The organism is Allobosea sp. TAF32, from assembly GCF_052113585.1.
GTDB lineage: Bacteria > Pseudomonadota > Alphaproteobacteria > Rhizobiales > Beijerinckiaceae > Allobosea.
This window is the reverse complement of the sequence record NZ_JBFRDM010000003.1, coordinates 314173-327825: the sequence shown is the minus strand read 5'-3', so window position 1 is coordinate 327825 and position 13653 is coordinate 314173. Positions and strand designations below refer to the sequence as shown.

Annotated in this window: 13 protein-coding genes; 6 read left to right on the top strand and 7 right to left on the bottom strand. The window is 66.7% G+C overall.

What is annotated here, in order from left to right; translation table 11 throughout:
• Positions 1-178: 178 nt before the first annotated feature.
• Together AB4Z16_RS09075 and AB4Z16_RS09070 are read left to right on the top strand one after the other, a co-directional pair.
• Positions 179-1480: a cell wall hydrolase gene (locus AB4Z16_RS09075; protein ID WP_441511004.1), complete on the top strand. Its 1302-nt coding sequence runs from the start codon at positions 179-181 to the stop codon at positions 1478-1480.
• Between the two features lie 241 nt (positions 1481-1721).
• Positions 1722-2315, top strand: coding sequence for a hypothetical protein (locus AB4Z16_RS09070; protein WP_441511003.1), 594 nt, complete (start codon positions 1722-1724; stop codon positions 2313-2315).
• A gap of 129 nt (positions 2316-2444) precedes the next feature.
• On the opposite strand, the gene AB4Z16_RS09065 is transcribed toward AB4Z16_RS09070, so the two are convergent.
• The 4 genes from AB4Z16_RS09065 to AB4Z16_RS09050 form a co-directional block, all read right to left on the bottom strand.
• A complete protein-coding gene (locus AB4Z16_RS09065; RefSeq protein WP_441511002.1) occupies positions 2445-2711 on the bottom strand; it encodes a hypothetical protein in 267 nt (88 codons plus the stop codon).
• 11 nt (positions 2712-2722) lie between these two features.
• Positions 2723-2992, bottom strand: coding sequence for a translation initiation factor IF-1 (infA, locus tag AB4Z16_RS09060; RefSeq protein WP_047578165.1), 270 nt, complete (start codon positions 2990-2992; stop codon positions 2723-2725).
• 93 nt (positions 2993-3085) lie between these two features.
• Positions 3086-4531, bottom strand: a complete 1446-nt coding sequence (locus AB4Z16_RS09055; protein ID WP_441511001.1) for a DEAD/DEAH box helicase — start codon at positions 4529-4531, stop codon at positions 3086-3088.
• Between the two features lie 173 nt (positions 4532-4704).
• On the bottom strand, positions 4705-4914 hold the full coding sequence (locus AB4Z16_RS09050) for a cold-shock protein (protein WP_441468752.1): 210 nt from the start codon (positions 4912-4914) through the stop codon (positions 4705-4707).
• A gap of 276 nt (positions 4915-5190) precedes the next feature.
• On the opposite strand from AB4Z16_RS09050, the gene AB4Z16_RS09045 reads away from it, so the two are divergent.
• On the top strand, positions 5191-5685 hold the full coding sequence (locus AB4Z16_RS09045; RefSeq protein ID WP_441511000.1) for a GFA family protein: 495 nt from the start codon (positions 5191-5193) through the stop codon (positions 5683-5685).
• A 27-nt stretch (positions 5686-5712) separates the two neighbouring features.
• Here AB4Z16_RS09045 and AB4Z16_RS09040 read toward each other — a convergent pair whose 3' ends face one another.
• From AB4Z16_RS09040 to AB4Z16_RS09030, 3 genes are all read right to left on the bottom strand, one after another.
• Positions 5713-6423 carry an HAD family hydrolase gene (locus AB4Z16_RS09040; protein WP_441511191.1) on the bottom strand — a complete coding sequence of 237 codons (711 nt, stop codon included), beginning with the start codon at positions 6421-6423 and terminating at the stop codon, positions 5713-5715.
• Positions 6424-6541: 118 nt separating this feature from the next.
• Positions 6542-9226 carry a pyruvate, phosphate dikinase gene (gene ppdK, locus AB4Z16_RS09035; RefSeq protein ID WP_441510999.1) on the bottom strand — a complete coding sequence of 895 codons (2685 nt, stop codon included), beginning with the start codon at positions 9224-9226 and terminating at the stop codon, positions 6542-6544.
• A gap of 182 nt (positions 9227-9408) precedes the next feature.
• Positions 9409-9903, bottom strand: a complete 495-nt coding sequence (locus AB4Z16_RS09030) for a YcgN family cysteine cluster protein (protein ID WP_441510998.1) — start codon at positions 9901-9903, stop codon at positions 9409-9411.
• Between the two features lie 242 nt (positions 9904-10145).
• On the opposite strand from AB4Z16_RS09030, the gene AB4Z16_RS09025 reads away from it, so the two are divergent.
• The 3 genes from AB4Z16_RS09025 to AB4Z16_RS09015 all read left to right on the top strand — a co-directional run bounded on the left by AB4Z16_RS09025 (position 10146) and on the right by AB4Z16_RS09015 (position 13643).
• Positions 10146-12365, top strand: a complete 2220-nt coding sequence (locus AB4Z16_RS09025; protein WP_441510997.1) for a transglycosylase domain-containing protein — start codon at positions 10146-10148, stop codon at positions 12363-12365.
• 73 nt (positions 12366-12438) lie between these two features.
• Positions 12439-13014, top strand: coding sequence for a DUF1214 domain-containing protein (locus AB4Z16_RS09020; RefSeq protein WP_441510996.1), 576 nt, complete (start codon positions 12439-12441; stop codon positions 13012-13014).
• A gap of 89 nt (positions 13015-13103) precedes the next feature.
• Positions 13104-13643, top strand: coding sequence for a DUF1254 domain-containing protein (locus AB4Z16_RS09015; RefSeq protein WP_441510995.1), 540 nt, complete (start codon positions 13104-13106; stop codon positions 13641-13643).
• Positions 13644-13653: the final 10 nt, after the last annotated feature.

Below are 13653 nucleotides of genomic sequence, written 5' to 3'. Positions count from 1 at the left end.
CCCTCGCGGCAACCAGCGCGATTTCGTGAAATTTGACATCACGGCACCGCATGGAATGCCGGAGCCACGGCGGTGTTAACCGGCGCTCAACCTTACCAAGGCGATAACGGATTCCAACGAAGGCGCGGCGTCGTCTGCTGGGTTTTTCGTTCCGTGCGATCGGGACGGGTGTGTCGCTTTGAGTCATCGGCGTCTTCACAGGCATGGGCGGGGAGCGCGCCCCCTCGGCATCAAATGGGCCGCGAACACGGTCGCGCCCTGGGCGCTGTCGGTCGGGTTGCTTGTGTCCTTCACCGCCTCCGCCGGCCAGAATTTCGGGCCTACCGGCCTGCCCTCCAGCGCCATCGACCGGGTCGCGCCCGGCCCCGCCTCGGAACTGGCCGAAGGCCCCTCGATGCTGGTCGCGGCCAGCGCCTTCCGTCTGCCCGGTCTGGCGCTCACCTCCGCCGTCACCCAGGCCAAGCTCTCCTTCGAGGATCCGGAGCGCCGGATCGTCGTCGACCCCCGCGCGCCGCGCGAGGACATGAAGCGCACCGCCGCCAACTTTCCCGAGGTCGACCGCACCGCCAAGGGCGACATGCTGCCTAGCTTGCGGCCGGGCCTCACCGAACACCCTTCCGTCGAACTGGAGCGCGTCGTCTTCGGAGACACCCAGCCCAAGCTGATTTCAGGGGGCTTCTCGATCGACGCGCTGCGCGCGGCCGAGGCCGTCGATGGCCCGCAGACCGGCTTCGAGGCCTATGCCAACGAGGAGGGCCTGACCGACCCGGCCCTGTCGGATTCCTCTCCCGTCTCGCTCAAGCCGAAGATCACCTCGGCGCGGCAGGCGGAGCTCTTTCTCGAAAGCATCGACGGCTCGTCTCCATCGGTGCCGAAGGCCAACCGGCAATCCTCCTCGACACCGCTCGTCGGCTCGGTCATCGGCACGCTGACGCCCCCCGCCCTGCCCGCGCATGGCGCGCCGCAGCAGCGCAGCCGCATCGCGCTCGCCTCGGCACCGGCCAATCGCGACCTGCGCCTGGCCGAGCCCGGCGTGAAGCAGGATTACACCGGCCTGATCGCACCGGAGGCCATGGCGAAGGAACAGCGCTGCCTGGCTGAGGCGGTCTATTTCGAAGCGCGCTCCGAATCCTTCCAGGGGCAGGCAGCGGTGGCGCAGGTCGTGCTCAACCGCGCCAAGAGCGGGCTTTATCCAAGCAGCGTCTGCGGCGTCGTCTACCAGAACAGCAACCGCTACCTTTCCTGCCAATTCACCTTCACCTGCGAGGGCAAGTCGCTACGCATCACCGAGCCGGGCCCGTGGCGCGATGCGGTCAGGATCGCACGCGAGGTCTATGAGGGCACGACGTACCTGCCCGAAGTCGGCGCCTCCACGCACTACCATGCGCAATATGTGCGGCCGTACTGGGCCAAGAAGCTGCAGAAGATGGACACGATCGGCCAGCACGTCTTCTACCAGCTTCGCCCCGGCCAGACCTGACGGCTGAGGCCGGGCCTCAAACACCCGGAGCGATGGCCGCCCACGCTCGCGGGCTGCTACGACAGGATCCGCAGCGCCATTCGGCAGCGAAGCCGACGCCGGATCTCTGCCGATCCGCGCGCGGTTAAACGTGGTTAATTTTACCTTGTTGCAGCATTTACCTTGCGTTCACCTCTTCGCCCGGGCTTTCTGACCATAACGAACGGCGCGCTGACGCCGGAACCGACAGGTCAGGTCCAACATGGTGCGCTCGCTCCCGTCATCCCGGATCATTGCCGCCTCGGCCTTTGCCACGACGCTGCTTCTTGGCGCCTCCGCTGCCGAAGCCGGTGGCTGCCGCGGCTCCGCCTGCTACAACCTCGTCAACGCGCCGCCGGTCTACGGCACCATCAACGAGACCTATCAGGTTCGCCCGGCGCAGACGCAGCATCGCGTCGTTCCCGCCGAGTACGAAACCGTGACCGATAACGTGATGATCGCGCCGGAGCGGCGTATTGCGCGCCCTCGGGCCGCCGTCTACGAGACCGTGACCGAGACGGTGCTTGTCGCGCCCGCGACGCGGCGCTGGGAAGTGACGCGCGATGCCTGGGGAAATACGGTCGGGTGCTGGGTCGATGTGCCCGCGCAATACGGCTATCGAAACCGCCGGGTCGAGGTTTCGCCGGCGACCGTCGAATACGAGATGGTTCCGGCGGTCTACACGCAGCGTCAGCGCAAGGTGATGGTGCGTCCCACCGAAGTCGTGCGGGAAGAAATCCCCGCCGTCTACGAGACGCGGCAGCGCCAGGTTCTGGTCAGTCCCGGCTCGCAATACTGGTCCCGCGCCGGCTACTGAGCCGACCGGGCAGGAGTTTCACGCAGACCCTTTTTTACCACGGAAATGACCACTTACACCCCGGCCTCGCGCCGGGGTTTTTTTGTGGCGTCCGGTTTTTGGGGTCGCAGTGCGGCGCGACCAGTCCGCTCAGATGTAGCGTTCGCCGAGCAGGAAGATGCAGACCCCGACGACGAAGGCGAGGAAGCGGGCGGGCATGCTGACCAGCGTGCCGGGCGAGCGCCCTGCCGCGTAGCCGATCAGCAGCTCCGCGAGGCCAAGCCCCAGCAGCACGATGACGAAAGGCGGAAAGGCTCCGTCCCGAACGACGAAGCCCGCTTTCGCGCCGTAAGCGACCGCAGCGCCGAGAATGGCGCCCAGCGCGATGAAGAGAAGCTCATTCCGCGACAGGCGCATCGGCAGATCGCTCAGCGACGGCGGAAGTTCTGGCGCGGCGGACCGCCGGGGGCCGGGCCGGCCGTCTTCTGGCGGAAGTTGATGCGGCCGCGATCGAGATCGTAAGGCGACATCTCGACGATGACCCGGTCACCCGCGATGGTGCGGATGCGGTTCTTCTTCATCTTGCCGGCCGCATAGGCCAGGATCACATGGTCATTGTCGAGCTTGACCCGGTAGTTGCCGTCCGGGAGCACCTCGACCACGGTGCCGTCGAATTCAAGCAGTTCTTCTTTCGCCATCTGTCGTCCTTCGTGAGCCCTTTGGCGCGGGAGCGGACCACCGTCCGGCAAGTAAGCCGAGATGAGGCCCGCCCTGTTCTGGCCGATCGCGCGTCAGCGCGCGCGCCGCCGGGCGCCGTTGGTGCGTGGTTGCTGTGTTCTTTGCTGCAAGAACGCGACGCCGCCAAGCCCTTCTTTTGCGGAAGCACCGTCTTTTCGCTGCGTCGCCTGCTCGGGACGCGGGGTGCGCTCGGGATTGCGCGGACGTTCGTGGCGCTCCTGACGCGCGCCGCCACCGGCATGGTGGTGGCCGCCCTGCTCGGAACGCTTGCCCGGCTGCCCCTGCGGACGACCCTGCCCCTGCGGGCGGCCTTGCTGCTGGCCGCGCCCGCCGCGATTCTGCTGTGGCTTCTTGGGCGTGCGCCCATCCCAATAGGGCACCTCGCCGATCGGCGTCGGCTTGACGCCGGTGAGCTTCTCGATTGCCGCGAAATCGCCGCGCTCTTCCGGCGTGCAGAAGGCGATGGCCACGCCGGAAGCGCCGGCGCGTGCCGTGCGGCCGATGCGGTGGACATAGCTCTCGGGCACGTTCGGCAGGTCGTAGTTCACGACATGGCTGACGCCGTCGACATCGATGCCGCGGGCGGCGATGTCGGTTGCGACGAGGATGCGCAGCGAACCGTCGCGGAAGGCGCCGAGCGCACGTTCGCGCTGGCCCTGGCTCTTGTTGCCGTGGATCGCCGCCGCCTCGATTCCGGACTGGGCGAGTTGGCGCACGACCTTGTCGGCACCGTGCTTGGTGCGGGTGAAGACGATGGCGCGCTCGAGCTCCGGCACGTTCAGCGTCTTCGCCAGCAGCGCCGGCTTGTCGTTGGGCTCGGTGAAGATGACGCGCTGGTCGATCTTTTCCGCGGTGGTCGCGACCGGCGTCACCGCGACCTCGACCGGATTGGTGAGATAGGCGGAGGCGATATCGCGGATCGGCTTCGGCATGGTCGCCGAGAAGAGCAGCGTCTGGCGCTCCTTCGGGATCAGCGTGGAGATGCGGCGCAGCGCATGGATGAAGCCGAGGTCGAGCATCTGATCGGCTTCGTCGAGGACGAGGAACTCGATCTCGCGCAGCGAAACGGCGCGCTGGTCGACGAGGTCGAGCAGGCGGCCGGGGGTGGCGACGAGGATGTCGATCTTGTCGCCGAGGGCGCGGATCTGCTTGCCGACCGGGACGCCGCCGAAGATCACCGTCGAGCGCAGCGTTGTGAACTGCGCGTAGGTGCGAATCGAGGTCTCGATCTGTGCGGCGAGCTCACGCGTTGGCGAGAGGACGAGGACACGCACGGAGCGGGCCGGCATCTGGCGCGGCTTGCCGAGCAGCCGATGCAGCATCGGCAGCGAGAAGGCAGCCGTCTTTCCGGTGCCGGTCTGGGCTGCACCGAGCAGGTCACGGCCCTGGAGAATGTGGGGGATCGCCTGCGCCTGGATCGGCGTCGGCGTTTCATAGCCCTCGGCCGCGAGCGCCTTGAGCAGCGGCTCGGCGAGGCCAAGATCGGTGAATTTGGTCAAGAAAAGTCTTTCCGGACGCCGCGATGCGAGGGGCGCATGTGGAATTCGGCCGCGCCGCAGGCCCGCATCCGGCCTGATACTGATAGTCGAACCCGCCGGCGAACCGCTAGCCACAGCGCCGGCAGGCTTGTCGTAAGCCGGGCGGCGCGATGCCGTCCCGGCGTTGGTCTGGCTCAGGCGACGACGAGGTTGCCGGCCGAAGTCTTGCCGGTCTTGCGATCGGCAACGAGCTCGAAGGAGACGACCTGGCCGTCGCGCAGCTCGCGCAGGCCGGCGCGCTCGACAGCGCTGATGTGGACGAAAACGTCCTGGCCGCCGTTCTCAGGCGTAATGAAGCCGTAGCCCTTGGTGGTGTTGAACCACTTCACGGTGCCCTTGTTCATGGGGGTAGTCCTTACGTTTCAGATCCGCGTCTATCGTGATGACACGACGGGACGCGCGGACGCCTCGCCATGGCCTTGTAGCGATGTGTGGTGGATCTGATTCGTAACCGCCGACCGGACAAGCAGCCGAACGGAGGGGTGGCCAGAACCCGGCCGCATCTCGTCTTACATCGTGCTCCCTAGCATGGAATGCAAGAAGGGTCCAGTAAGCCGGCAGCAGACATCTCGGAACACTCGGCCCAAGCCGGTGTTTGACTGGCGAATGGAGGCTGCATCATGCCGATTAAGCTGAAGGGCTCATGCCGCTGCGGAGCGGTGCACTTCTCCGTCGAGAGCCATGCACCCGTCCCGTATCAGCTCTGCTATTGCTCGATCTGCCGCAAGACTGCCGGCGGAGGCGGCTTCGCGATCAACCTGTCGGCCATAGCCCAGACGCTGAAGGTCGAGGGCGAAGACGCGATCGGCAGCTTCAGCGCGGAAATCAGAGGCGATGACGGTATTTGCGAGCGCTCGCAAGCGCAGCGCCGCTTCTGTACGGGCTGCGGGACGGCGCTGTGGCTGTTCGATCCGCGCTGGCCGGATCTGCTGCATCCCTTCGCCTCGGCGATCGACAGCCATCTGCCGCGCGCTCCCGAAAAGACCCATATCATGCTGCGCTTCAAGGCCGGTTGGGTCGACCCGGATATCGCTGCGAATGACCAGAGCTTCGAAGACTATCCGGAGGAATCGATCGAGGAATGGCATCGCAGACATGGCCTTTGGGTCGACTGACCCCTGGCACCGCCGGGCTGCGAAACGCTAGCGAAACAGTTTCTCGACAAGGCCCCGCAGAGGGCCAAGGTCCGGTAGTGCATGATAGCGCCCGTGACCGACGGGCTCTTCGGCATGCTCCAGCACCCAGGTCAGCTCATGCGGGACATGTACCGCCCATGAGCCCGCTTCCAGTGCCGGCAGGATATCCGACTTGAGCGAATTGCCGACCATCATCGCCCGCCCCGCTCCGTCGCCGTGACGGGTGAAGATGCGGTCGTAGGTGGCGGCCTTCTTGTCGCTGACGATCTCGACCGCATGGAAGAAATCGCCGAGGCCGGACTGGGCGAGCTTGCGCTCCTGGTCGAAGAGATCGCCCTTGGTGATGAGCACGAGCCGGTAGTCGCCGGACAGGGCCTGAAGGGTCTCTTGGACATGAGGCAGGGTCTCGACCGGATGGGCTGCCATCTCGCGGCCAGCGGCGAGGATCTCGCCGATCACAGCGCCAGGGACCTTCCCCCCGGTGATATCGATCGCAGTCTCGATCATCGAGAGCACGAAGCCCTTGATGCCGAAACCGTAGAAGCGAAGGTTGCGCTTCTCGGCTTCGAGCAGGCGGCCGGAAATCTCGGCCGCCTCGCCATGCTCGCCGAGCAGCGCGACGAAGCGATCCTCCGTCATCCGGAAGAATTGCTCGTTCTGCCAGAGCGTGTCGTCGGCATCGAAGCCGATAGTGGTGAGGTTCAAGGACACGGCCACCTCGTCATGGTCGGGCTTGTCCCGACCATCCACGTCTTGCTTTGGGCAATGCGGTGTTCAAGACGTGGATGCTCGCCACCAGGGCGAGCATGACGGCTTGTATCCCGCGCCTCCCGTCTCAACCATCCTTCGGCTTGATCGCGCCCAGCGCCGCCTGCGCGGCCGCCAGCCGTGCGATCGGCACGCGGAAGGGCGAACAGGAGACATAGTCGAGGCCGACGCTCTCGCAGAAGCCGATCGAGGCCGGGTCGCCGCCATGCTCGCCGCAGATGCCGAGCTTGATGTCGGAGCGGGTCTTGCGGCCGCGCTCGGCGGCGAGCTTCACCAACTCCCCGACGCCGTCCTGGTCGATGGTGACGAAGGGATCGGCGTCGAGCAGCCCCTTGGCGGTGTAGGAGCCAAGGAAGGAGGAGGCGTCGTCGCGGCTGATGCCAAGCGTCGTCTGCGTCAGGTCGTTGGTGCCGAACGAGAAGAACTCGGCGCTCTCAGCGATCTCGGCGGCGCGCAGCGCGGCACGCGGCAGCTCGATCATGGTGCCGACCTGATAGTCGATCCTGGTGCCGCTCTCCTCGATCACGGCCTTGGCCATGGCGTCGATGCGGCCCTTGACCAGATCGAGCTCGGGCTTGCCCATGACGAGCGGAACCATCACCTCCGGGATCACCGGCTTGCCGGTTTCCTTGGCGGCGATGACGGCCGCCTCGAAGATGGCACGGGCCTGCATCTCGGCGATTTCGGGGAAAGCCACCGCCAGACGGCAGCCGCGGAAGCCGAGCATCGGGTTGAACTCGTGCAGTTCGGCGGCACGCTGCCGCAACGCATCGGAGCTGACGCCGAGCGCCGCGGCGACCTCGGCGATCTCCTTCTCGCCATGCGGCAGGAATTCGTGCAGCGGCGGGTCGAGCAGGCGGATCGTGACCGGCAACCCGCTCATGATGGTGAAGAGCTGGACGAAGTCCTGGCGCTGCACCGGCAGGAGCTTGGCGAGCGCGGCGCGCCGGCCCTTGTCGTCCTGGGCGAGGATCATCTCGCGGACGGCCTGGATGCGGTTCTCGTCGAAGAACATGTGCTCGGTGCGGCAGAGCCCGATGCCCTCGGCGCCGAACTCGCGGGCCGTCTTGGCGTCTTCCGGCGTCTCGGCATTGGCGCGGACCTTGAGGCGGCGGACCTTGTCGGCCCAGCCCATCAGCGTCGCGAACTCGCCGGAGAGCTCCGGCTTCTGCATCTTGACCTCGCCGAGCAGCACCTGGCCGTTGCCGCCGTCGATGGTGAGGAAATCACCGGCCTTCAGCGTGGTCGGGCCGATCGAAAGCGTGCCCTTGGCGTAGTCGACGCGGATCTGGCCGGCGCCGGAGACGCAGGGCTTGCCCATGCCGCGCGCCACGACCGCCGCATGCGAGGTCATGCCCCCGCGCGTGGTCAGGATGCCTTCGGCGGCGTGCATGCCGTGGATGTCCTCAGGGCTCGTCTCGACGCGCACGAGGATGACCTTGCGGCCGGCCTTCTTGGCGGCTTCAGCGTCGTCCGAGTTGAAGACGATTTCGCCCGCGGCAGCGCCGGGCGAGGCCGGCAGGCCGGTGGTCAGCACGCGGCGCTCGGCCTTGGGGTCGATGGTCGGGTGCAGGAGCTGGTCGAGGGCAGAAGGCTCGACACGGCCGACCGCCTCCTCCTGCGTGATCAGCCCCTCGGTAGCCAGTTCGACCGCGATCCTCAGCGCCGCCTTGGCGGTGCGCTTGCCGGAGCGGGTCTGCAGCATCCAGAGCTTGCCCTCCTGGATGGTGAACTCCATGTCCTGCATGTCGCGATAGTGCTTCTCAAGGATGCCGTAGATGCGGACGAGCTCCGCATAGGCCTCCGGCATCTCCTTCTCCATCGAAGGCTTGTCGGAGCCCGCCTCCTTCTTCGCCACCTCGGTGATGTCCTGTGGCGTGCGGATGCCGGCGACGACGTCCTCGCCCTGGGCATTGATCAGGAACTCGCCATAGAGCGCGTTCTCGCCGGTCGAGGGGTTGCGGGTGAAGGCGACGCCGGTCGCGGAGGTGTCGCCCATATTGCCGAACACCATCGACTGGACGTTGACCGCCGTGCCCCATGAGGCAGGGATGCTGTTGAGCTCGCGATACTTGATGGCGCGGGCGTTCATCCAGGAGGAGAAGACGGCGCCGACAGCGCCCCAGAGCTGCTTCTGCGGGTCCTGCGGGAAGTCGGCACCGAGCGCCTTCTTCACGATGTCCTTGTACTTGCCGACCAGCACCTTCCAATCGGCGGCCTTAAGGTCGGTGTCGAGGTGCAGGCCCTTGCGCTCCTTGTAGTCCTCCAGCGCTTCCTCGAAGAGGCCGTGGTCGATATCGAGCACGACGTTGGAATACATGGTGATGAAGCGGCGATAGCTGTCCCAGGCGAAGCGCTCGTCATTGGCGGCCTTCGCAACCGCCTCGACCGTCTCGTCGTTGAGGCCGAGATTGAGGACAGTGTCCATCATGCCCGGCATCGAGGCGCGCGCGCCGGAGCGGACGGAGACGAGCAGCGGGTTGGCGGGATCGCCGAAGGTCTTGCCGGTGAGCTTGGCCATGCCGTCGAGCGCGGCCTTGACCTGCCCGTCGAGATCGGCCGGGAAGCTCTTGCCGTTGTCATAATACGAGGTGCAGACCTCGGTGGTGATGGTAAAGCCAGGGGGAACCGGCAGGCCCAGATTGCTCATCTCGGCGAGGTTAGCGCCCTTGCCGCCGAGCAGGTTCTTCATCCCGGCCTCGCCTTCGGCCTTGCCGTCGCCGAAGGTGTAGACCCACTTCCCACCAGCCATCACTTCAACCTCTTGGTTTGCAGCCGGACGCAGCAACGCCGCGGCGATGCGAAAGTTTCGTGTGCATGCCGTCGGTGCCCTGGCGGCCCCGGCGGCGGGACGGGGCGGTCATGCCCAAAAGCACCTGAACAATCAATGAGCAGGTGCAATAAAATGCCCGGCAGCGCACAAACGCCGATGCTTCACTTCGCCTTGCCGCGCGCAGCGCGCGGCCAGCGCAGCGGCCAATTGACGATGCGCTCGGCGACCTCCTCTTCCGGGACCTCGTCCTCCGAGGCGAAGACGCGGCCGCGGACGGATACGCCCGCCGCCACCACCGTTTCGTGATCGCCCGAAACGAGAGGATGCCACCAGGGCAGATCCTTGCCTTCGGCAACGAGGCGATAGGCACAGGTCGGCGGCAGCCAAGGGAGCGTACGCACGTCGTGCGGGGTCAGCGTCACGCAGTCCGGCACCTTGAGCGAGCGGTTCGGATAGTCCTTGCAGCGGCAGGTTCCGGCGTCGAACAGCCGGCAGCCGACGTCGGTCGCGAAAATCCGGCCGGTGTCTTCGTCCTCCAGCTTGACGAGGCAGCAGCGGCCGCAGCCGTCGCAGAGCGATTCCCACTGCTCCACCGACATCGCCTCGAGCGAGGTGGTGCGCCAGAACGGCTCGTCTTTCGGCTGCTTCAGCGTCATGGCGGGCTTATGCGCCGCCGCGCGCCAAGATGGAAGAGCGCCGCGTCGGCGGCAGCTCCCGTATCAGGATGGGACAACGGCACTGGCTCGCTTCCTGCTCACGGGACAGGATTCTTTGCGCCCGTCCCTTATCTGGAGATGGCGCGTAACTATGTGTCCATTCTCGGGCGCAATGCTGTTGCCAAGGCGATCATCGCGCGGCAGGACTGTGCCGGGGGCCATTCGGGAAGCCTGGAACGGCCATGGAGTTCAGGAAGGCGGGCTGGAAGACGCGGCTGAAGCGCTATGCGCTCGCTGCCGATTCATGGCTCGATGCCAGCCTGTGGGGCGCCGGCCGCCGCGCCGGAGACATCTACGAGCGCATCCGCAGCCAGGCCGACCGCCTGACCGTCACCGGCTTCAAGCGCGTCGCGGCCGAGTTCGCCAGCGAAGGGCTGAACGTCGGCATCGTCGGCGCGCTCATCCTGCTGATGCTCGCCCTGCCCGCCTTTCGCATCGGCAATGAGGAAGCCCTGAGGAACCAGGTCCTCGCCGTCACCTTCCTCGACCGCTACGGCCAGCCGATCGGCCATCGCGGGGCGCGTCACGACGATTCCCTCAAGCTGGAGGAGATGCCCGACCATCTGCTCAAGGCCGTGCTGGCGACCGAGGACCGCCGCTTCTACGACCATTTCGGCATCGACGTGATCGGCACTTTCCGGGCGTTGCTGGTCAACACCCGGGCTTCGGGCGTGGTCCAGGGCGGCTCGTCATTGACCCAGCAGCTCGCCAAGAACCTCTTCCTCAACAACGAGCGTTCGCTCGACCGCAAGATCAAGGAAGCCTTCCTGGCGCTGTGGCTGGAGGCCCGGCTAAGCAAGAACGAGATCCTCAAGCTCTATCTCGACCGCGCCTATATGGGCGGGGGCACCTTCGGCGCCGCGGCGGCAGCCGAATACTATTTCGGCAAGTCGGTGAAGGATGTTTCGCTGGCCGAGGCGGCGATGCTGGCCGGCCTGTTCAAGGCGCCGACGAAATATGCGCCGCATGTCAATCTGCCGGCCGCCCGCGCGCGCGCCAACGACGTGCTCAATGCCATGGTCGATGCCGGATTCATGACCGCCGGCCAGGTCGACAGCGCCAAGCGCAATCCGGCGACGCCGGTCGATCGCAAGCGCGATTCCAGCCCCGACTACTATCTCGACTGGGCCTTCGACGCGGTGAAGGAACTGGTGAGCGAGGGCAAGCTCGGGCCCGACCGCGTTCTGCTGGTGAAGACGCCGCATGATTCCGCGATCCAGGCACGCGCGGACGAAGCGATCGAGACGGTTCTGCGCCAGCATGGCCCGGCCTATCGCGTCAAGCAGGCCGCGACCGTCGTCATGGACCCTGACGGGGCGGTGCGCGCCATCGTCGGCGGCCGGGACTACGGCGCGAGCCAGTTCAACCGGGCGACCGCGAGCCAGCGGCAGCCCGGCTCCTCCTTCAAGGCCTATGTCTACGCAGCAGCGCTCTCGACTGGGCTCTACAAGCCGACGACCATGGTCGTCGACCGACCGGTCTGCATCGGCAACTGGTGCCCGAACAATTACGGCCGCTCCTATGCCGGGTCGATACCGCTGACCGTCGCGCTGGCGAAATCGATCAATACCATCCCCGTGCAGATGTCGATCGCCATCGGCCGCGCCACCGGCGAGACCCATGAAGCGCGCGCCGCCGCCATCGGCCGCAAGAAGATCGTCGAGACCGCCCACGCCATGGGCCTGACCACGCCATTGACCGACACGGTCTCGCTGCCGATCGGCGCGGCCGAGGTCACCGTCATCGACCAGGCGGCGGGCTATGCCGTCTTCGCCAATGGCGGCAAACGGGCGAAGCCCTATGCCGCCATCGAGATCGCCAACTCGCAGGGCGAGGTGATCTACCGCCACGACCGGGATGAGCCACCGCCCAAACAGGTGCTGAGCGCGCAGGTGGCGCAGGACATGAACTTTATGCTCTCGAAAGTGCCGACCGAAGGCACCGGCCGCCGCGCGGCGCTGGATGGCGTGGTGACGGCCGGCAAGACCGGCACCACCAACGGCTATAAGGACGCCTGGTATGTCGGCTACTCCGGCAACCTCGTCGCGGCCGTATGGTTCGGCAACGACAACTCGGCCGAGACCGCCAACATGACCGGCGGCTCGCTGCCGGCGATGACGTTCAAGGAGATCATGCAGTTCGCCCATCAGGGTCTCGAACTGAAGCCGATTCCGGGCGTGCCCACCACCGATCCCAAGGCTCTGGTCGTCGCCAAGGCAGCAGCCGCGCCGGATGCCGGCCAGCAGCCGGGGCCCGGCGCCGGGCACATGCCGCGGCAATCCTTCGAGGTGCTGTCGGCCGTCGGCTCGCTGTTCAAGACGATCGAGCGATCGCGCGTGGCGGGCAAGCCGGTGCAGGTCGGCATCCGCGAGGTCTCCGGGGCCGACACGCGGCTGCGCTAGGCGCAGAAGGTTGACGAGCCGGATTCACACGGGTCAATTCGCGCGAGGGGCATCACGCCAGCGGAAGGCAAGCGTGCGGATTCTCGATCTCGCCTATATCCTTGCGCTCGGAGCCGGACTCGGCCTCGGCTCCGCGCATTGGGCCGTGGCCGGCCGGCCCGCTCTCGGCAAGGTCGAGGTCGGGGCGTGGATGGCTTGGCCACGCAGCGGCGGACGCGACATCGACCCCTATATGCGCGCCTATCTCGCCCGCGGCGTCCATCTGCCGCTGGGCTCGGGCGAAGGACTAGAGCTCATCGCCGAGCGCGACGACGACGGACAGCTGCTCGACGGGCGCTGCCGCTACCAGATCTCCGGCGCCACGCCGACGACGCGCGGCTGGACGCTCGGCGTCACCGATATCGACGGGCTGCCCTTCCGACTGCCGCTGGAACGCACGAGCTTCACGGATTCCGAAATTGTCCGTCCCGAGGACGGACAATTGTCGATCGCGGCCGCGGCAACGCCGGTCGCAGGCAACTGGCTTCCCCTGCCGGCGAGCGGGCGCTTCCAGTTCCGCTTACGCCTCTACGATACTCCGATCTCCAGCCAGACCGGCGAGACGCGGGCCACTAACCTGCCCCGCATCGCACGCCTCGACTGCCGATGAGCGCGATCGGACACGACGTGGCGACGCCCCCCGCTCCATCAGCCGCAATTTGGAGAGCCCGGCTGCGCAGCGGCGCCGTGCGCCTTGTCATGACCACGTTGGCCGGGCTGATCCTTGCCGCCATCGTGCATATCGTCACCATCCTGGCCTTGCCCTCGCTGTCCTTGCACGATGCCGCGCACGCCTATCGTGAACTCGGCACCAATGGCCGTGCCGAACTCATCCCGGCGCCCGGCGATGCACGCGGGCTGCCGGCACTGCGCGAAGCCGATCCCGATGTCGTCACGGCGATCTGCAGCTATGACCTCTCCAGCGGGCCGATGCGCGTCGTCGCCAGGACCGGCTTTCTGCCGCTCGGCCTGACCCTGCACCGCCAGGGCGGCGGCGTGATCTACGCGATCACCGACCGGGCGGCGATCCGCGGCGTGCTCGAATTCCTGGTCATGACGGAAGCCCAGCGCGACGAGCGCATCGCGGCCGACGAGGAGGGCGAAACCAGCCGGGAGCTGCGTATCGTCTCCGATACCGATCAGGGGCTGATCGCGGTGCGCGTTCTCGTTCGGCTGCCCTCTGACAAGGCCGACGCCGAGGCGCTCGCGACCGGGGTCGAATGCGGGATGGCGAACTGAGCGAACCCCG

Coding starts and splice junctions, on each gene's coding strand:
- AB4Z16_RS09070 (WP_441511003.1), top strand. CDS start 1,722: ATGGTGCGCTCGCTCCCGTCATCCCGGATCATTGCCGCCTCGGCCTTT.
- AB4Z16_RS09065 (WP_441511002.1), bottom strand. CDS start 2,711: ATGCGCCTGTCGCGGAATGAGCTTCTCTTCATCGCGCTGGGCGCCATT.
- infA (WP_047578165.1), bottom strand. CDS start 2,992: ATGGCGAAAGAAGAACTGCTTGAATTCGACGGCACCGTGGTCGAGGTG.
- AB4Z16_RS09050 (WP_441468752.1), bottom strand. CDS start 4,914: ATGAACAAGGGCACCGTGAAGTGGTTCAACACCACCAAGGGCTACGGC.
- AB4Z16_RS09045 (WP_441511000.1), top strand. CDS start 5,191: ATGCCGATTAAGCTGAAGGGCTCATGCCGCTGCGGAGCGGTGCACTTC.
- ppdK (WP_441510999.1), bottom strand. CDS start 9,226: ATGGCTGGTGGGAAGTGGGTCTACACCTTCGGCGACGGCAAGGCCGAA.
- AB4Z16_RS09030 (WP_441510998.1), bottom strand. CDS start 9,903: ATGACGCTGAAGCAGCCGAAAGACGAGCCGTTCTGGCGCACCACCTCG.
- AB4Z16_RS09025 (WP_441510997.1), top strand. CDS start 10,146: ATGGAGTTCAGGAAGGCGGGCTGGAAGACGCGGCTGAAGCGCTATGCG.
- AB4Z16_RS09015 (WP_441510995.1), top strand. CDS start 13,104: ATGACCACGTTGGCCGGGCTGATCCTTGCCGCCATCGTGCATATCGTC.